Raw genomic sequence first — 18,350 nt, 5'->3', positions numbered from 1 at the left:
CCTGCCACCATGCACTGTCCCTTCTGCGGTGCCAACGACACCAAGGTCATTGACTCGCGTCTGGTCGCCGAGGGCGATCAAGTGCGTCGCCGGCGCGAATGCCTGGCCTGCGGTGAACGTTTCACCACCTTTGAAACCGCCGAATTGGTATTGCCGCGGCTGATCAAGTCCGACGGCAGCCGCCAGCCCTTCGACGAAGACAAACTGCGCGCCGGTATGCAGCGCGCCCTGGAAAAACGCCCGGTGAGTGTCGAGCGGCTGGAAGCGGCGCTGGTGCATATCAAGCACAAGCTGCGGGCGACCGGTGAACGCGAGGTCAAGAGCCTGGTGGTTGGAGAACTGGTGATGGGCGAGCTGCAAAAGCTCGACGAAGTTGCCTACATTCGTTTCGCCTCGGTGTATCGACGCTTCCAGGACCTCAACGAGTTCCGCGAAGAGATCGACCGCCTGGCCCGTGAGCCGGTCAAAGAATGAACCCTCCTTCTGCAGAACAGGCGGTGCTCGACGCCCATTACATGGCCCGTGCGCTCGAATTGGCGCGCAAGGGCCTGTACACCACCCACCCCAACCCCCGTGTCGGCTGTGTGATTGTGCGCGATGGGCAGATTGTCGGCGAAGGCTGGCACGAGCGCACCGGCGAGCCCCATGCCGAGCCCAATGCCCTACGCGCTGCCGGTGACAAGGCGCGTGGCGCCACGGTGTATGTGACCCTCGAACCTTGCAGCCACCATGGGCGCACGCCACCGTGCGCTGATGCCTTGGTAACCGCGGGTGTTGCGCGTGTGGTGGCTGGCATGCAGGACCCGAATCCTGAAGTGGCCGGGCGCGGCATGCAGCGTTTGGCGCAAGCCGGTATCGAAGTTCGCAGCGGTGTGCTGCAAGCCCAAGCGCGCGCGCTCAACCCAGGCTTCCTCAAGCGCATGGAACATGGCCTGCCCTTCGTGCGGGTCAAGCTGGCGATGAGCCTGGACGGTCGCACCGCCATGGCCAGTGGCGAGAGCCAATGGATCACCGGCCCCGCCGCCCGCGCCGCTGTGCAGCGCCTGCGTGCCGAGGCCAGTGTGGTGCTGACCGGGGCCGATACCGTGCTGGCCGATGGCGCACGCCTGACCGTGCGTGCCGCCGAACTGGGCCTGGATGCGCAAACCACCGCCCTGGCCATGTCGCGTCCACCGCTGCGGGTGCTGATCGACGGCCGCCTGCGGGTGCCGCTCAACGCACCTTTCTTCAAGGCCGGCCCGGCCCTGGTCATCACCTGCGTGACCCCGGAAAACCAATTCCCCCGTGGCCCCGAATGCCTGGTGGTGCCGGGTGTCGACGGCCAGGTCGACCTGCGCTCGGCGCTGGTGGCCCTGGCGGCCCGTGGCGTCAACGAGGTGCTGGTGGAGGCCGGTCCAAGCCTGGCGGGCGCGTTTGCCCAGCAGGGATTGGTTGACGAGTACGTGATTTTCATCGCTGGCAAGTTCCTGGGCTCCGCCGCCCGGCCTTTGTTGGACTGGCCGCTTGAGAAACTGGCCGACGCCCCCCAACTCAAGATCACGCAAATGCGCGCTGTAGGCGACGACTGGCGAGTCACTGCCATCCCTGTGCCAGCAGCGAGCGTATAATTCCGACCGGGCGCCCAGGCGCCCGTACCGTTTTCCAGGAGAAGGCCATGTTCACCGGCATTATCGAATCCATCGGCAGCATCCGCGCCATGACCCCCAAAGGCGGCGACGTACGCCTGCTGGTTGAAACCGGCAAGCTGGACCTTGGCGACGTCAAGCTGGGCGACAGCATCGCCGTCAGCGGCGTGTGCCTGACTGTCATCGAACTGCCGGGCAACGGCTTTGCCGCCGACGTCAGCCGGGAAACCCTGGACTGCACGGCGATGAACGACCTCAAGGCCGGTAGCCCGGTGAACCTGGAAAAAGCCCTGACCCCGACCACCCGCCTGGGCGGCCACCTGGTCAGCGGCCATGTCGACGGCGTCGGCGAAGTGGTGGCGCGCAGCGAAAACGCGCGGGCCGTGGAATTTCGCATCCGTGCGCCGAAAGAGCTGGCCAAGTACATCGCCCACAAAGGCTCGATCACTGTCGATGGCACCAGCCTGACCGTGAACGCCGTGAATGGCGCCGAATTCGAACTGACCATCATTCCCCATACCCTCAGCGAAACCATCATGGCCTCGTACCAGCCGGGTCGCCGGGTGAACCTGGAAGTGGACTTGCTTGCCCGTTACCTGGAGCGCCTTCTGTTGGGCGAAAAGGCCGCAGAGCCAACCAGCAGTAACATCACCGAAAGTTTTCTGGCCGCTAACGGCTACCTGAAATCCTGACCAAGGGGGTGCCGCGTGGCGCTCAATAGCATCGAAGAACTGGTTGAAGATATCCGCCAAGGCAAGATGGTCATCCTGATGGATGACGAAGACCGCGAGAACGAAGGCGACCTGATCATGGCTGCCGAGTTGTGCCAGCCGGAACACATCAACTTCATGGCCAAGCACGCCCGTGGGCTGATCTGCATGCCCATGAGCCGCGAGCGCTGCGAACTGCTCAAGCTGCCGCTGATGGCGCCGCGCAATGGTTCAGGGTTTGGTACCAAGTTCACCGTATCCATTGAAGCGACCACCGGCGTGACCACCGGCATCTCCGCCGCTGACCGCGCCCGCACCGTACAGGCGGCGGCGGCCAAAGACGCCAAGGCCGAAGACATTGTCAGCCCTGGCCATATCTTCCCGCTGATGGCCCAGCCGGGTGGCACCCTGGCCCGTGCCGGCCACACCGAGGCCGCTTGCGACCTGGCGCGCATGGCCGGTTTCGAGCCGAGCGGGGTGATCTGCGAAGTGATGAACGACGACGGCACCATGGCCCGTCGCCCGGAGCTGGAAGCCTTTGCCTCCGAGCACAACATCAAGATCGGCACCATCGCCGACCTGATTCACTACCGGATGATCCACGAACGTACCGTTCAGCGGATTGCCGAGCAGCCGCTGGACAGCGAACTGGGGCATTTCAACCTGGTGACCTACCGTGATTCGGTGGAAGGCGACGTGCACATGGCCCTGACCCTGGGCAACATCTGCGCCGAAGAACCGACCCTGGTGCGGGTACACAACATGGACCCGCTGCGTGACCTGTTGATGGTCAAGCAGCCGGGCCGTTGGAGCCTGCGAGCCGCCATGGCCGCGGTTTCCGAGGCAGGCAGCGGTGTCGTGCTGCTGTTGGGCAACCCGGTGGATGGCGATGTGCTGCTGGCGCATATCCGCGAAAGTGCTGAGCAGGTGCCGGTGAAAAAACCGACCACCTACAGCATCGTCGGTGCGGGTTCGCAGATCCTGCGTGACCTGGGCGTGCGCAAAATGCGCCTGATGAGTGCGCCCATGAAATTTAATGCGATATCCGGTTTCGACCTGGAAGTAGTAGAATACGTGCCCTCCGAATAAAGGCCGGCGATTGTCGCGCCTTGTTCGCGGTTCAAATATCACTAAGGGGCGCGTCAGAGACGCGTCCCGGCTCTTTAAGAGATTTGTCGAATGACCCTGAAGACCATCGAAGGTACCTTCATCGCCCCCAAAGGCCGCTACGCCCTGGTGGTTGGCCGTTTCAACAGCTTCGTGGTTGAAAGCCTGGTAAGCGGTGCCGTGGACGCCCTGGTTCGCCACGGTGTGAGCGAAAGCGATATCACGATTATCCGTGCCCCTGGCGCCTTCGAAATTCCACTGGTTGCGCAGAAAGTTGCCCAGCAAGGCGAATACGCAGCGATCATCGCCCTGGGCGCGGTCATTCGTGGCGGCACCCCGCACTTCGAATACGTGGCTGGCGAGTGCACCAAGGGCCTGGCCCAGGTGTCCATGGAGTTTGGCGTGCCAGTGGCCTTCGGCGTACTGACCGTTGACTCCATCGAACAAGCCATCGAGCGTTCCGGCACCAAGGCCGGTAACAAAGGCGCTGAAGCTGCCCTGTCCGCGCTGGAAATGGTCAGCCTGCTGTCGCAGTTGGAGGCCAAGTGATTTCCGACGAGAGCGATCGTTTCAACCCTCGCGAGCCACGTCCTGCGGATGCCGGCAAGCCTTCCAAGAACGAGAAGCGTCGCGCTGCTCGTCAGTTGGCGACCCAGGCGCTGTATCAGCGTCACCTGGCCGGGGCTTCGTTGAACGAGATCGAAGCACAGTTTCGCGTCGACAACGATTTCACCTTCGCCGACCTGCCGTACTTCCACGACATCCTGCACGGTGTGCATGCGCACCTGACCGAGATCGATACGGCCCTGGCGCCTTGCCTGGACTTGACCATCGAAGAACTGGACCCAGTCGAGCTGTGCGTGATGCGCCTGTCCGCCTGGGAACTGCTGTATCGCGTCGACGTGCCTTACCGCGTAGTGATCAACGAAGGTATCGAGCTGGCGAAAGTCTACGGCTCGACCGACGGTCACAAGTTCGTCAATGGCGTGCTCGACAAGCTGGCCCCGCGCCTGCGTGACGCCGAAGTGAAGGCGTACAAGCGCTAGCCTGCGCTTGACTCCCTGATGGGCGAGTTCGAGCTGATCCGCACCTACTTCGCCGCCGCGCCCTGCGCGCAAGGCGGCGAAGGCATTGCCCTGGGGATTGGCGACGACTGCGCCTTGCTGGCGGTTCCCTCCGGGGAACAGCTGGCGATTTCTACTGATACCCTGGTGGCCGGCGTGCATTTTGCCGACCCCTGCGACCCGTTCCTGCTCGGCCAGCGCTCGCTGGCGGTGGCAGTCAGCGACCTGGCGGCCATGGGCGCCTATCCCCTGGCATTTACCCTCGCGCTCACCACGCCTACGGTCGCCGCCGATTGGCTGCAACGCTATGCCCAGGGTTTGAACGTCATGGCCCAGCGCTGTGGTGTGGGGTTGGTGGGCGGCGATACTACCCGTGGGCCGCTGAGCCTGACCGTCACCGTGTTTGGCCGTGTCCCGGCAGGGCAGGCGCTGACCCGCAGTGGTGCGCAGCCGGGCGACCTGTTGTGTGTCGGTGGTGAGCTGGGCAATGGGGCTGGAGCCTTGCCGTTGGTATTGGGTCAGCGAAGCGCCGCCGCTCAAATCGCCGAACCGCTGCTGGACCACTATTGGTCGCCGCAACCGCAGCTGGCGTTGGGCATGGCGTTGCGTGGCAAGGCTACGTCTGCGCTGGATATCTCCGATGGCCTGCTGGCCGATTGTGGGCATATCGCCAAGGCTTGCGCCGTAAGCCTGGTGATCGAGCGGCAACGGCTGCCGCTGTCGGCGGCACTGCTGGCCTTTCTCGGCGATGACGGGGCGCGGTCTGCGGCCTTGAGCGGTGGCGACGATTACGTCCTCGCGTTCACCTTGCCGCCTGCTGAACTGGCGCCATTGCTGGCCGACGGTTGGCCGGTGCATGTCGTCGGGCGGGTGGAGGCGGGAGCGGGCGTGAGGCTGCTGGATGCCAGTGGCAGCGACATCACCCCGACCGTGCGCGGTTATCAGCATTTTCGCGAGACGCCGTGATACGGCGCGCTGCGCTACCCTTTACAGCGTTGTAGAAAAGATCGCTTTTCCCAGGAGGACGTCATCATGGGGCTACGTCGCTGGTTGCTGATCCTGTTGTGTGTTGCCGCATCGCCCGGGTGGGCCGATGACTTCCCCGAAGTGCCCGGCCAGATCCGCCTGGCCAGTGAAACCTGGAATGACTACACCAACGCCGACGGCAGCGGCCTGGCCTGGGATGTATTGCGGGAAATCTTCGAACCGGCCGGGGTCAAGGTCAAGATTCGCAGTGTGCCTTACACCCGCTCGGTCGGCCTGGCCCGGCGTGGCAAAGTGGATGCCTGGGTCGGCTCCTATCACGATGAAGCAGAGGGCGTGCTGTACGCTCGCTGGAACTATGACTCCGACCACATCTACGCCCTGGGCCTGGCCAGCAGCCCGGTACCGACCCTGGTGAGCCTGGGCACTTACCGCCTGGCCTGGGTGCGCGGCTACAAGTACGAGGAGTACCTGCCCAATATTCACCGTTTCAACCAGATCGAGCGGCGTGGCGGGATTCTGCCGATGCTCCAGCACGGGCGGGCCGACTTCTACATTGATGCCTTGGCCGAATTGAAATACATCCTTGGCCAAGCCGATGATCCGTCAGCGTTCAAGCTCACGCACATTGCCGACCTCCCGTTGTTCCTGGGGTTTGCCGACAATGAGCGGGGGCGGGCGCTGATGGCGTTGTTTGACCGGCGCATGGAGTCGCTGGTGAAAAGCGGCGAGTTGAAACCGATTTTCCAGCGCTGGAATCAACCCTATCCGTTCTGATCGCGGCTACATAACACCGTGGTCGTGCATAGAACCAAGGCGAAGGCCAATCAAACCGATTGATCTTTATCAGCGATAATTCAGCTTAAGCGTCTATAGAAGCGTGCTGTTACAATGCCCGCTTCTGTGAAGTTTGAAATCAGGAGCACACGGTGCCCGTCGTTTTCGTCGCAGCTTCCAAGCTGCCTACCCCATTTGCCACGTTCACCATGCATGGCTTTCTTGAAAAAGCCACCGGGCGCGAACATGTCGTGCTCAGCCTGGGCGATGTGGCCGATGGCGCCCCGGTCCTGGGCCGCGTGCATTCCGAATGCCTGACCGGTGACGCACTGTTCAGCCAGCGCTGCGACTGTGGCTCGCAACTGGAAGCCGCCTTGCAAGCCATTGCCCGGGAAGGCCGTGGCGTGCTGCTGTATCTGCGCCAGGAAGGTCGTGGCATTGGCTTGTTGAACAAGATCCGCGCCTACGAACTGCAAGACGGTGGCGCCGATACCGTGGAAGCCAATGAGCGCCTGGGCTTTGCCGCCGACCAGCGTGACTACGGCATCTGCCTGCCGATGCTCGAGCACCTGGGTATCCAGTCCCTGCGCCTGATGACCAACAACCCGCGCAAGGTCAAGGCCTTGACCGAGATGGGCATCACCGTTGCCGAACGTGTGCCGCTGCACACCGGGCATAACCCGCACAACAGACTCTACCTGGCGACCAAGGCCAGCAAGCTCGACCATATGATGGGCAACGAGCACCAGGGCGAGGTCGACCGGGCGTGACGCGTGGCCAGGTCAAGCGGCGGCTGTCCTTCAGTTGGTGGCAGTACCTGGCGCTGGCGGTGCTGCCGTTGTTCGTGATCAACCTGGTATTTGGCAAAGGCGAGCCCTTGTTGCCGGTACTGGCGATGCCGTTCTTTATCGCCGGTGTTGCATCGATGTTTGCCAGCCTGCGCTACTTCCATGGTTACAAACATGCACTGATCGCCACCTCCAGGGCCCTCGATACGCCTGAAGAACCGGCTGCGTGGATCACTCTGGCGGCCCGCCGGCGCACGGCGTTGCTGGTCGCGGCATTCCCGGCCTGGATCGGCGCGCTGGCGGTGTTCGTCGGCCTGGAAGCGGTGCCGCTGTTTCTCCTGGCCCTGTCGACCCTGGTGCTGTTCTACCTCTATCGCATCCCGCGTCAGCTCGGTTGATGCGCCTCTGGCTGGCGGTTCTGCTGCTGGCCGCCAACGCCTCGGCGACGGCGGTCGAGCGGGTGATCAGCCTCGCGCCGTCCTTATCTGAAATCGTCGTTGAACTGGGCGCTACCAACCTGTTGGTGGGTGTACTCGACGGCGGCGAACGGCCTGACGCGCTGCGCGACGTGCCCTCGGTGGGGCGTTACGGGCAGTTGGATATGGAGCGCCTGCTCAGCCTGCAACCTGACTTGCTACTGCTCTGGCCCGGCAGCGTCGGCCCCGCCCAGCGCGAGCAACTCAAGGGCTTGAACATCCCGATCTACGTCGCCGAACCCCATAGCCTTGAGCAACTGGGCAGCCAGATCGAAGCCATTGCCAGGCAATTGGGGCGCGCTGAGGATGGCCGCCAGCTGGCTGCCCGCTTGCGCCAACGCTTGGCCGAGCTGGGCCTGCGCTATCACCGCAGCGAGCCGTTGCGGGCGTTCTACCAAGTGTGGAACCAGCCGCTGTACACCGTGGGTGGTGGGCAGATCATCAGCGATGCGCTCAGTGTGTGTGGCGCGCGCAATGTGTTTGACGACCTCAAGTTGCCCGCCCCGCAGGTCAGTATCGAGTCGGTGTTGCAGCGTGATCCCGAGGTGATCCTGGCGGCGGATCAAGCGCAATTGAACGAGTGGAAGGCCTGGCCCCAGGTGACGGCAGTGGCCCGAGGGCGCTTGCTGATCGTGCCGGACAAAGGGCTGGAGCGGCCCAGTGGGCAGATGGTGGAAGCGGTGGCGAGGTTGTGTCAGGTGATTGCGCCGAACCGTTGAGATCGTTATCGCCGGCAAGCTGGCTCCTACAGTAGATTGCGTTGGTCAATGTAGGAGCTGGCTTGCTAGCGATGAGGTCCTTGGATCAGAGCTGCGGCGTCCACGTCACCCCAACCATCCACGTCCGGCCTTCTTCCCGATACGGCTGGTTGTTCTGGAAGTTCGGCTCGTCATAGCTGTACCACGCCCTTGAATAGCGGCGATCCAGCAGGTTATCGACCTTCAGCGACAACGCGACTTCCCGATTCAGCGCCCAGCCGCTGCGCAATCCCACAAGGTAGTAGCCCGAGAGGCGGTTGCGGTTGTCTTCGGCGTCGTAGCTGCTGCTGATCGCCTGCCAGCTGGCGCCCAGGCTCAACTGATCGAACTGCCGGTCCAGGTCCAGATTCATCGTGCGCCGGGCACGGCGCGCGAGGGTGTGGCCGCTGTTGCGGTCGCGTGGGTCGATGATCGACACGCCCAGGTTACCTTGCCAGCCGAACAACTCCTGCTTGAGGGCACCTTCGAAGCCGTTGATGCGAGCGGTGGCGACGTTTTGCGGCTTGCCGCTGGCGTCCAGGATGATCGCGTCTTTCAGGTCGGTGCGGTACAGCGAGGCTTCCAGGCGCGTGCTGTCGTTGAGCTGGCTGCGCCATTGCAGTTCGTAGCTTTTCGAGGTTTCAGGCTGCAGGTCCGGGTTGCTGTATTGGGTGTCGGGGTAGTACAGGTCATTGAACGTCGGCGCGCGAAAGCCTTCGCTGTAACTGAGCAGCAGGTCGTTATCGCGATTGACCGGCAAGGTCAGCGTACCGCTCCAACTGTTCTGCCCACCAAATTGCTGGTTCTGGTCGCGGCGCAGCCCCAGTTCGGTGGAAAACCACTCGCCCTTGAAGCGATGCTGGATAAACGCGGCGCGGTTCCAGCGGCTGTTTTCGCTGTACGAGGTGCTGCCGTGAAAGCGGTCTTCATACCAATCGCCACCCAGGATCAGGCTGTTCTGCTGATCGAGCGCCAGGTCGTTCTGCCAGTTGATCGAGTCGCGGTAGGTGTTGAACACGCTGGCGTCAGTGCTGAGTTTGTCGTGCTTGGTGTCGCGGTTTTCGCTGTGGCCCAGCTCGATCCGGGTCTGCCATACCGCGTTGAGCTGAGCATCGATGTAGCCGCTGGCGCTGCTGACGGTGTAATCGGTATAGGGCTTCTGGCCGACACTTTGCCCAGTGGCAACGTCATAGCGGCCAAAGCTGTTGTCATATTCTGACCTGCCCCGGCTGTCCAGCAGGTTGAAACCCACCTCCAGCTCATCGCTGAACTGATGGCTAAGGTTCAGGCTCACCGATTTGTTGCGGTAGGCATCATGGTCGCGGTCGCTGGGGAAGGAGGCGTGGCTCCAGTCGATACCGGCGGTGTCATCCAGGCTCGCGCCCAGGTTGAAGCGCGTGCGTTCATCACCGCCCGACAGGCCCAGGCTGCGCTCCCAGGTGTTGTTACTGCCAAAGCCCAGTTTCAGGCGCGGTTGCAGGCCCTGGCCGGCATTGCGCCGGGTAAACACCTGGATCACCCCGCCAATCGCGTCGCTGCCGTAAATCACCGAGCGCGACCCGCGCAGCACTTCCACCCGTTCAATCTGATCGATATTCAGGTATTGCAGGCCGCTGTCGCCGGAGGTGGCATTGGCGATCCGCTGGCCGTCCACCAGCACCAGGCTTTGCGCCGACTTGGTGCCGCGTATGAAAATTCCGGGCAAGCTGCCCCGGCCACCCGTGCGCGCCACTTGCACGCCGGGCACGCGGCTGAGCAGGTCAGTGAGGCTGGAGGGTTGCAGGCGGTCGATATCGTCGCGAGTGAAGACCGTGTTGGCGGCGCTGCTGTCATTGCGCGCCTGCACCTGGCGGTTGGCGCTGATCACCACGTCGGGGAGTTTCAGGGCGGCGTCGCGGGTGTCGGCGAGCAGGTCCGGGGTGGGCAATAACAGCAGGGGCAGGGCAAATCGAAGGCGTTTCATGGGCCGTCCATGGGTTCCAAGGTAATACAAAACAAATGTGGGAGCCTGGCTTGCCTGCGATGCAGACACCTCGGTCTTTCAGATAGACGGAGGTGATGCTATCGCAGGCAAGTCAGCTCCCACAATTTGATCCGGTTTTTACCGGGGGATTGGGTTACAGGCCGAGCAAGGCCATGCGCTGGCGAACAGCAGCCTCGATCCCCGCTTCATCCAACCCACACTCAGCCAGCATCTGCGCCGGCTTGGCGTGTTCTACATAAATGTCCGGCAAGCCCAGGTGCAGCACCGACTTGAGCATGTTCTCCCGCGCCAGGAACTCGCTGACCGCTGCACCGGCGCCGCCCATGATGGCGTTTTCTTCAACCGTCACCAGCAACTCATGGCTGCCGGCAATCTCGCGCACCAGGGCTTCGTCCAGGGGTTTGACGAAGCGCATGTCGATCACCGTGGCGTCGATTTTCTCTGCCACTTTCAGGGCTTCGGCCAGTTGCACGCCGAACACCAGGAACGCGGTCTTGCTGCCCTGGCGACGCACGATACCCTTGCCGATCTCGATCGGTTCCAGGTCTTTCTCGATCACTGCATTCGGGCCATTGCCACGGGGGTAGCGTACCGCCGCGGGGCCGTTGTACAGGTGGCCGGTGCTGAGCATCTTGCGCAGCTCGTTCTCGTCGCTCGGGGTCATCACCAGCATGCCGGGGATGCAGCGCAAGTACGACAGGTCGTAGCTGCCAGCATGGGTCGGGCCGTCTTCGCCCACCAGGCCGGCGCGGTCGATGGCGAACAGCACGTCGAGGTTCTGCACGGCCACATCATGAACAAGCTGGTCATAGCCGCGTTGCAGGAAGGTGGAGTAGATCGCCACCACCGGCTTGGCGCCTTCGCAGGCCATGCCGGCGGCAAAGGTCACCGCGTGTTGCTCGGCGATGGCCACGTCGAAGTAGCGCAGCGGGAAACGCTCGCTGAACGCCACCAGGTCAGAGCCTTCCTTCATCGCCGGGGTAATGCCCACCAGGCGCGGGTCAGCGGCGGCCATGTCGCACAGCCACTCGCCAAACACACCGGAGTACTTCGGCCCGCCGGTCTTTTTCGGCGCCGCCACGGGGGCGTCCAGCGGTTCGAGCTTGGTAATGGCGTGGTAACCAATCGGGTCGACTTCCGCCGGGGCGAAGCCCTTGCCCTTCTTGGTGACGACGTGCAGGAACTGCGGGCCCTTGAGGTCGCGCATGTTGCGCAGGGTCGCAATCAGGGTCGGCAGGTCGTGGCCATCGATCGGGCCGATGTAGTTCCAGCCCAGCTCCTCGAACAGGGTGCCGGGGACCAGCATGCCCTTGGCGTATTCTTCGGTGCGGCGGGCAATTTCCCACGCGCCAGGCAGACGCGACAGCACCTTCTTGCTGCCCTCGCGCATACTGGCGTAGGTGCGGCTGGAGAGAATCTTCGCCAGGTAATTGGACAGGCCGCCGACGTTGCGCGAGATCGACATGTCGTTGTCGTTGAGGATCACCAGCATGTTGGCGTCCACTTCCGGCGCATGGTTCAACGCTTCGAACGCCATGCCGGCAGTCAGCGCGCCATCACCGATCACGGCAATTGCCTTGCGATCACTGTTTTGCAGGCGGGCAGCAATCGCCATGCCCAGCGCTGCGCTGATCGAGGTGCTGGAATGGCCGACGCCAAAGGTGTCGTACTCGCTCTCGGAGCGACGCGGGAAGGCGGCAATGCCATCCTTCTGGCGCAAGGTGGCCATGCGCTCGCGGCGTCCGGTGAGGATTTTATGCGGATACGCCTGGTGGCCCACGTCCCACACCAGCCGGTCGTCCGGGGTGTCGAATACGTAATGCAGCGCGATGGTCAGCTCGATGACGCCCAGGCCGGCACCAAAATGCCCACCGGTCTGGCCGACCGTGTAGAGCAATTCCAGGCGCAACTCATCGGCCAGGGTTTCCAGCTCGGCTTCACCCAGGCGGCGCAAGCCGGCCGGCGTGTTGGCACGGTCCAGCAGAGGCGTGGTCGGGCGCTTGCGGGGAATCTCTTGAAACGTCGTGGGCATCAGGCGAATCGTTATAGGTATAGAAGAGGCGGCAGTTTACCTCAAGCATCGCAAACTGCCCACGCGGAGCACCGAACTTGGCCGATATGCGGCGGTAATGGCCGCTGTAATCAGTGGCGGCGCTCGACGATATACCGCGCCAGGTCACGCAGCGGCTCGGCTGCCGCGTCGAATGGTCGCAGGGCGGCCAGGGCCTGGTCCCGCAGTTCCAGGGCATAGGCCTTGGCGGCTTCCAGCCCCAGCAGCGACGGATAGGTCGGCTTGTCCCGGGCAATATCGGCGCCCTGGCGCTTGCCCAGGGTCGCGGTATCGCTTTCCACGTCGAGAATATCGTCCTGCACCTGGAATGCCAGGCCGATGGCCCGGGCGTAGGTCTGCAAGGCGGCCAACTGTGCAGCTTCGGCGCGGCCACTGGCCAGGGCGCCGAGGTGCACGGCAGCCTCGATCAGTGCACCGGTCTTGTGCCGGTGCATATACTCCAGGGCTTGCTGATCCAGCTTGACGCCGACCGACCCCAAATCAATTGCCTGGCCCCCGACCATGCCGGCCGGGCCCGCTGCCGTGGCCAGCGCGGTGACCATGCGCAGGCGGGTCTGGGCATTGACATCGCTCAGGCGCGGATCAAGCAAGGCGCTGAACGCCAGGCTTTGCAGGCCGTCGCCGGCGAGGATCGCACAGGCTTCGTCGAAGGCTTTGTGGGTGGTGGGCTGGCCGCGGCGCAGATCGTCATCATCCATCGCCGGCAAGTCGTCATGCACCAGCGAGTAGGCATGAATCAATTCCACCGCACATGCCGCGCCATTGGCTTGCGCGGCGTCCACACCCAGCGCCTCACAGGCCGCATAGGCGAGCAATGGCCGTACGCGCTTGCCACCGTTCATCACGCTGTAGCGCATGGCTTCATACAGCCGCGCCAATTCCGGGCTTGGCGCCACGAACAGCGGTTGCAGCGCAGCATTGACCCGGGCCTGACTGCTGGCCTGATAAACGTCGATCATTGCGCTTGTTCCGCGTCGAAAGGTTCTTCGGCCAACTCCCCATCCCGCTCCAGCAACACCTGGACCTTCTGCTCCGCCTGCGCCAGGGCGCTCTGGCAATCACGGGTCAGGCCAATGCCTTGCTCGAACGCCGTCAACGAGTCTTCCAGCGACAACTCGCCGTTCTCCAGACGCTCGACCAGGGTTTGCAGATCGGCGAGGGATTGTTCGAAATCGAGTGCAACTTTTTTGCGGGCCATGGCGGCTATTCCGGTTGACGGTAAACGGGCGCGACACTAGCAGATAGGGGGGGGAGGGGCAAATTGGGGGCAGGGCACGTACTGGTTGCGTGGTTGTGCATGGGGCTGCTCCAGGCGGCCCTCAAACTCCACCGCCGCTGTATGCACCTGCAGCAGGGCTTCGATCTGCGTTATCAACTCGCGCTTCTTTTGATAAACGTCAGCAGCTCAACGCTCTGTGCCGAGTAAACCCGATACCGCCCCTCGCGGGGTGGCCAAGGATAAGCAGGAGGCGGCGGGTCATGGGCAGGTAGTCCTGGGGGGAGAGTCGAGCATCCATGGGCGGCCGGCGGCACTGCTGATGTTGATGGCGCCTGAGCGACCGTTATCGCTGACAAGCCGGCTCCTACAGGTAACTGCCACGATGGGTCTGCCGATACTCTCCCGGCGGCATGCCGGTGCGGCTCTTGAAGGTGCGGTGGAACGAGCGTGGTTCGGTGAAACCCAGGTATTGGGCGATGTCCTGGATCGGCAGGTCGCTGTGCAGCAAGTAGTGCTCGGCCAGTTCCTGGCGCAGGTCGTCGAGGATCTGCTGGTAGGAGGTGCCCGCCTGCTGCAACTGGCGTTGCAAGGTACGCACCGACATGGCGAACTGCTCGGCCACCTGTTCCTTGCGCGGCAGACCTTCCTTGAGCAATTGGCGCAGGACGTTTTTCACCCGCAGCGCCAGGGTTGAATCGTCCAGCGAGGCCATCAGGGCCAGGGCGTGTTCCTCCAGGGTGCGCAGCAATTGCGCATCGGCCTGGCGCAGGGGTGTCTGCAGGTAGCTCAAGGGCGCCACCAGGGCCGAGCAGGGCTGTTCGAACAGCACCGGGCAACCGAAGACATCCTCGTATTGGCTCAGTTGTACGCCGTCCGGCAGAGGGTGTTCGAGCAACACTTGGCTGGGCGACAGTTCGGTGTCGGCGATCCAGCGGGCATACACCAGCCAGGACGCCAGCACGTTCTCCACCATGTGCCGACGGATGTGTGGCTGCTGGTGGCGGCAGTTCCAGATCAGCCGTACCTGGTCATGGACCATTTCTGCGCGGCTGGTCCCCATGTCGCCCACCAGTTTTTCGAACGGCATGATGCGGTTCATCGCCTCGCCCAGGGTTGCGCAGTTCATGGTGATGTAGCCCAGCACGCTCCACGAGTTGGGCAACACGAAACGGGCCGAGTTGAGCCCGAACAGCAAGTCCCCGGAATGCTCGCAGAAATACTCCAGCAGGCGTTCGTGGGCTTCCACGGGCAGGCGCAGGCTGTTGTCGTCCAACTGGCCTGCAGCGATCCCGGCCGCTTCCAACGCGGGGGCGGTCGCCACGCCGAGCTGTTCGGCATGGCGCAGGTACTTCAGCAGAGGAGGGACGGAGGTAGAGCCGAGTGTCTGCATGATCGGGTTCCTGGCGGGGTGTTGCCGGCGGCAGTGCCTTGCGCGCGTCGATGGCACGCAAGGTAATTTGAAATCGTGACTAAAGTAAATGCTCCCGTAGCGGCGTCGGGTAATGGCGCGATTGACCCAATTGGCTACTCCATCTGTCCTGATGCGACCGTGACAGCGTGCGCGGGCTGATTAGTATGGGAGGACTGAAAATCACACGATCTGCGGGGAGAAACAGGCATGCGACGCTGGAACGGCTGGGGTGAAGAAACCACGCAGATGGAGATGCCTGCCCATGGGGCGCAGTTTCTGTGTGAGCGATTGGGCGACGGGCAGACCCTGCCCGACGCCAGCCTGGACAGCGCCCTCGCGGGGGTTCCCGCGTCGCGCCTGGCGGCCCATCCGCTTTACAGTATCGAGCCACGGGACCGCCTGATGCATGCCCGCGGACAGAGCCTGCCCGACTGGCTGGCCCTGCGCGAAGGCGCGCTGGGCCGGTACCCCGATGCCGTGGCCCTGCCGGAAAGTGTCGAGCAGATCCGCCAGTTGCTGGCCCTGGCTGAAAGTGCCGACTTGTGTCTGATCCCCTATGGGGGTGGCACTTCCGTGGCGGGGCATATCAACCCGCCGGCGTCCACGCGCCCGGTGCTGACGGTGTCCCTGGCGCACATGAATCGCCTGCTCGACCTCGATGAGCAAAGCCTGATCGCCACCTTCGGCCCCGGTGCCAGTGGCCCCCAGGTCGAGAGCCAATTGCGCGCCAAAGGCTACACCCTGGGGCACTTTCCGCAGTCCTGGGAGCTGTCGACCCTGGGCGGCTGGGTGGCCAGCCGTTCCAGCGGCCAGCAATCGTTGCGCTACGGGCGGATCGAGCAACTGTTCGCCGGCGGCACTCTGGAGACGTTCGCCGGACCCCTGGAGATCCCGAGTTTCCCGGCCTCGGCCGCGGGGCCAGACCTGCGGGAGGTGGTGTTGGGCAGTGAAGGGCGCTTCGGCATCATTTCCACGGTCAAGGTGCGGGTCAGTGCCCTGCCCGAGGACGAGCGCTTCTATGGGGTGTTCCTGCCGGACTGGCCCCGGGCCCTGCAGGCGATCCGGCAACTGGTGCAGGCACGGGTGCCACTGTCGATGCTGCGCCTGTCCAATGCCATGGAAACCCAGACCCAGCTGGCGCTGGCCGGCCACCCCCGGCAGATCGCCTGGCTGGAGCGCTACCTGGCGCTACGCGGCGCGGGCGAGGGCAAATGCCTGCTGACCTTTGGAGTCACTGGCAATCGTCGGCAGAATGCGCTGTCGTTGCGTCAGGCGCGCCAGCACCTCAAGGCCTTTGGCGGGGTGTTCACCGGCACCCTGCTGGGCAAGAAATGGCAACAGAACCGTTTCCGCTTTCCCTACCTGCGGGAGAACCTCTGGCGCGCCGGCTACGTGGTCGACACCCTGGAGACCGCGACCGACTGGTGCCATGTCGACACCTTGCTGCACGCTATCGAGGCCAGCCTGCGCGACTGCCTGGCCGCCGAGGGTGAGCGGGTCCATGTGTTCACCCATCTGTCCCATGTCTATGGCGAAGGTTCGAGCATCTACACCAGCTACGTGTTCCGTCCGGCGGCGGACTACCCGGCCACGCTGCAGCGTTGGAAAGCGCTGAAGCAGGCAGCCAGCCGCACCATCGTCGAAAACCACGGCACCATCAGTCACCAGCATGGTGTGGGCAAGGACCACGCGCCCTACCTGCCGAGGGAGAAGGGCGAATTGGCGATGGCCGCGCTGCACAGCCTGAGCCGGCATTTTGATCCGTCCGGGCGCCTCAACCCCGGCACCCTGCTGGAAGACTAGGCCCATGAGCGATGACTGGAATGCCCCATGGCGCGAGGCTGCGCTCCCACAACTGGCGAATGAAACCTGGGACTTGATCGTGATTGGCGGCGGCATCAGCGGTGCCGGGATCCTGCGCGAGGCGGCCCGTCGCGGCTGGCGCTGCCTGCTGCTGGAGCAACGGGATTTTGCCTGGGGCACCTCCAGCCGTTCGTCGAAAATGGTCCATGGCGGCCTGCGCTACATCGCCAAGGGCCAATGGCGCCTGGCCCGTGATTCGGTGCGCGAGCGCCAGCGCCTGATGGGCGAAGCCCCGGGGCTGGTGGAGCCCATGAGTTTCCTGATGCCGCACTATCGCGGCAGGTTCCCCGGGCCGCGGGTGTTCGGCGGCTTGCTGCGGCTGTATGACGCCCTGGCAGGTTGCCGCAGCCGGCAGTTCCATCAGCCTGCACAACTGCGCTACCTGGCGCCGGGGCTCATGGAGCCGGGGCTGCTGGGAGCCTCGCAGTTTCGCGATGCGCTGACCGACGATGCCCGCCTGGTGATGCGCGTGTTGGCCGAGGCCCGTGCCGATGGCGCCTGGGCGCTGAACGGCCTGCGGGTGCGTCAGGTGCTGCGTGAGGACGGGCGCGTGTGTGGCGTCGAGGTCGAGGACGCCGAAGACGGCACCGTCAGGCAAGTGCGTTGCGCGGTGCTGGCGGTGGCTACGGGCGCCTGGGCTGAGCGCCTGCAATCGGGCGGCGGACAGCGCCAGTTGCGGCCTTTGCGTGGCAGTCATTTGCTGCTGCCCGGCTGGCGCCTGCCGGTGGCCCATGCCTTCAGTTTCATGCACCGGCGCGACGGTCGTCCGGTGTTCGTTTTTCCCTGGGAAGGGGCCACCGTGGTGGGCACCACCGATCTGGATCATCGCGAGGATCTGGACCTCGGTGCGAGCATCACCCGTGAAGAACTCGACTACCTGCTGGAGGCCTGCGCCCAGCCATTTCCCCAGGCCCAGGTGACTGCGGCGGACGTGCTGTGCACCTGGTCCGGGGTGCGCCCGGTGGTGGGCGCCGCCGACTCCCAGACCAACCCCTCCAATGAAACCCGCGAACATGTGTTGTGGCAGGAGCCGGGTTGCGTGACCCTGGCGGGCGGCAAGCTGACCACCTTCCGGCCCCAGGCCATCGAGGTGTTGCGGGCTTGTGCCGGGATGCTTGGCAAGCCCCTGGAGGATGACGGCGCGGCGGTGTTCCAGGCCGTGCCACTGCTGGATATTCCCGAGCTGAGCGCCGCCGGCCTGCGCCGCCTGGCCGGGCGCCATGGCCGCGATCTGCCACGCCTGGCCAGCCTGATACGCCTCTTGGGCAGCGACTGTGTCGGGGCCAGCGATACCCTGTGGGCGGAGCTGGCCTTCGCAGCCGAAACCGAGATGGTCCTGCACTTGGACGACCTGTTGCTGCGGCGCACGCGCCTTGGCCTGCTCCTGGCCGAAGGCGCTGTTCACTACCTGGCGGACATCCGCCGGCTATGCCAGCCGCGCCTGGGTTGGGACGACGCCCGCTGGGAACAGGAACAGCAGCGCTACCTGCAACTCTGGCAACGCCATCACAGCGTTCCCTCCGCCTCGATCTGA

At 64.0% G+C, this 18,350-nt stretch carries 18 protein-coding genes; 13 read left to right on the top strand and 5 right to left on the bottom strand.

Annotated features, from left to right (window positions below):
* Positions 1–9 precede the first annotated feature (9 nt).
* From nrdR to HZ99_RS13770, 11 genes are all read left to right on the top strand, one after another.
* On the top strand, positions 10–474 hold the full coding sequence (nrdR, locus tag HZ99_RS13820; RefSeq protein ID WP_029299433.1) for a transcriptional regulator NrdR: 465 nt from the start codon (positions 10–12) through the stop codon (positions 472–474).
* Positions 471–1,607: a bifunctional diaminohydroxyphosphoribosylaminopyrimidine deaminase/5-amino-6-(5-phosphoribosylamino)uracil reductase RibD gene (gene ribD / locus HZ99_RS13815; protein ID WP_038443713.1), complete on the top strand. Its 1,137-nt coding sequence runs from the start codon at positions 471–473 to the stop codon at positions 1,605–1,607. Before nrdR ends, ribD begins: the two co-directional genes overlap by 4 nt.
* Positions 1,608–1,654: 47 nt before the next feature.
* Entirely contained in the window at positions 1,655–2,317 is a 663-nt protein-coding gene (locus HZ99_RS13810) for a riboflavin synthase (protein ID WP_038443711.1), read from the top strand.
* Positions 2,318–2,332: 15 nt separating this feature from the next.
* Positions 2,333–3,424 (top strand): bifunctional 3,4-dihydroxy-2-butanone-4-phosphate synthase/GTP cyclohydrolase II, encoded by a 1,092-nt coding sequence (gene ribBA / locus HZ99_RS13805; RefSeq protein WP_038443709.1) that lies wholly within the window; start codon positions 2,333–2,335, stop codon positions 3,422–3,424.
* A 90-nt stretch (positions 3,425–3,514) separates the two neighbouring features.
* The gene (gene ribE, locus HZ99_RS13800) at positions 3,515–3,991 is read left to right on the top strand and encodes a 6,7-dimethyl-8-ribityllumazine synthase (RefSeq protein WP_003176356.1); all 477 of its coding nucleotides are present in this window, start codon (positions 3,515–3,517) and stop codon (positions 3,989–3,991) included.
* Positions 3,988–4,488, top strand: a complete 501-nt coding sequence (gene nusB, locus HZ99_RS13795; RefSeq protein ID WP_038443707.1) for a transcription antitermination factor NusB — start codon at positions 3,988–3,990, stop codon at positions 4,486–4,488. The genes ribE and nusB overlap by 4 nt, the downstream gene beginning before the upstream one ends.
* A gap of 18 nt (positions 4,489–4,506) precedes the next feature.
* Complete coding sequence (thiL, locus tag HZ99_RS13790) at positions 4,507–5,472, top strand: thiamine-phosphate kinase (RefSeq protein ID WP_038443706.1); 966 nt, start codon at positions 4,507–4,509, stop codon at positions 5,470–5,472.
* Positions 5,473–5,538: 66 nt separating this feature from the next.
* A complete protein-coding gene (locus HZ99_RS13785; RefSeq protein ID WP_038443704.1) occupies positions 5,539–6,267 on the top strand; it encodes a substrate-binding periplasmic protein in 729 nt (242 codons plus the stop codon).
* Between the two features lie 152 nt (positions 6,268–6,419).
* Positions 6,420–7,037, top strand: a complete 618-nt coding sequence (ribA, locus tag HZ99_RS13780; RefSeq protein ID WP_038443702.1) for a GTP cyclohydrolase II — start codon at positions 6,420–6,422, stop codon at positions 7,035–7,037.
* Entirely contained in the window at positions 7,034–7,453 is a 420-nt protein-coding gene (locus HZ99_RS13775; protein WP_038443700.1) for a nuclear FMR1 interacting 1 family protein, read from the top strand. Before ribA ends, HZ99_RS13775 begins: the two co-directional genes overlap by 4 nt.
* Positions 7,453–8,250, top strand: coding sequence for a cobalamin-binding protein (locus HZ99_RS13770; RefSeq protein WP_038443699.1), 798 nt, complete (start codon positions 7,453–7,455; stop codon positions 8,248–8,250). The genes HZ99_RS13775 and HZ99_RS13770 overlap by 1 nt, the downstream gene beginning before the upstream one ends.
* Before the next feature lie 85 nt (positions 8,251–8,335).
* Here HZ99_RS13770 and HZ99_RS13765 read toward each other — a convergent pair whose 3' ends face one another.
* The 5 genes from HZ99_RS13765 to HZ99_RS13745 all read right to left on the bottom strand — a co-directional run bounded on the left by HZ99_RS13765 (position 8,336) and on the right by HZ99_RS13745 (position 14,932).
* Complete coding sequence (locus HZ99_RS13765) at positions 8,336–10,231, bottom strand: TonB-dependent receptor domain-containing protein (RefSeq protein ID WP_038443698.1); 1,896 nt, start codon at positions 10,229–10,231, stop codon at positions 8,336–8,338.
* A gap of 154 nt (positions 10,232–10,385) precedes the next feature.
* Complete coding sequence (dxs, locus tag HZ99_RS13760) at positions 10,386–12,284, bottom strand: 1-deoxy-D-xylulose-5-phosphate synthase (protein ID WP_038443696.1); 1,899 nt, start codon at positions 12,282–12,284, stop codon at positions 10,386–10,388.
* Positions 12,285–12,394: 110 nt separating this feature from the next.
* Positions 12,395–13,282: a (2E,6E)-farnesyl diphosphate synthase gene (gene ispA / locus HZ99_RS13755; protein WP_038443695.1), complete on the bottom strand. Its 888-nt coding sequence runs from the start codon at positions 13,280–13,282 to the stop codon at positions 12,395–12,397.
* Complete coding sequence (locus HZ99_RS13750) at positions 13,279–13,521, bottom strand: exodeoxyribonuclease VII small subunit (RefSeq protein ID WP_029299452.1); 243 nt, start codon at positions 13,519–13,521, stop codon at positions 13,279–13,281. The genes ispA and HZ99_RS13750 overlap by 4 nt, the downstream gene beginning before the upstream one ends.
* A 385-nt stretch (positions 13,522–13,906) precedes the next feature.
* The gene (locus HZ99_RS13745) at positions 13,907–14,932 is read right to left on the bottom strand and encodes an AraC family transcriptional regulator (RefSeq protein WP_038443694.1); all 1,026 of its coding nucleotides are present in this window, start codon (positions 14,930–14,932) and stop codon (positions 13,907–13,909) included.
* A gap of 228 nt (positions 14,933–15,160) precedes the next feature.
* Here HZ99_RS13745 and HZ99_RS13740 point away from each other — a divergent pair, with 228 nt between their 5' ends.
* Together HZ99_RS13740 and HZ99_RS13735 are read left to right on the top strand one after the other, a co-directional pair.
* The gene (locus tag HZ99_RS13740) at positions 15,161–16,756 is read left to right on the top strand and encodes an FAD-binding oxidoreductase (protein ID WP_038443691.1); all 1,596 of its coding nucleotides are present in this window, start codon (positions 15,161–15,163) and stop codon (positions 16,754–16,756) included.
* A 4-nt stretch (positions 16,757–16,760) separates the two neighbouring features.
* Positions 16,761–18,350, top strand: a complete 1,590-nt coding sequence (locus HZ99_RS13735) for a glycerol-3-phosphate dehydrogenase/oxidase (RefSeq protein ID WP_038443689.1) — start codon at positions 16,761–16,763, stop codon at positions 18,348–18,350.

It is taken from the genome of Pseudomonas fluorescens (genome assembly GCF_000730425.1).
GTDB classification, from domain to species: domain Bacteria; phylum Pseudomonadota; class Gammaproteobacteria; order Pseudomonadales; family Pseudomonadaceae; genus Aquipseudomonas; species Aquipseudomonas fluorescens_X.
The sequence above is the reverse complement of the archived record's forward strand: the minus strand, read 5'-3'. Positions and strand labels throughout refer to the sequence as shown.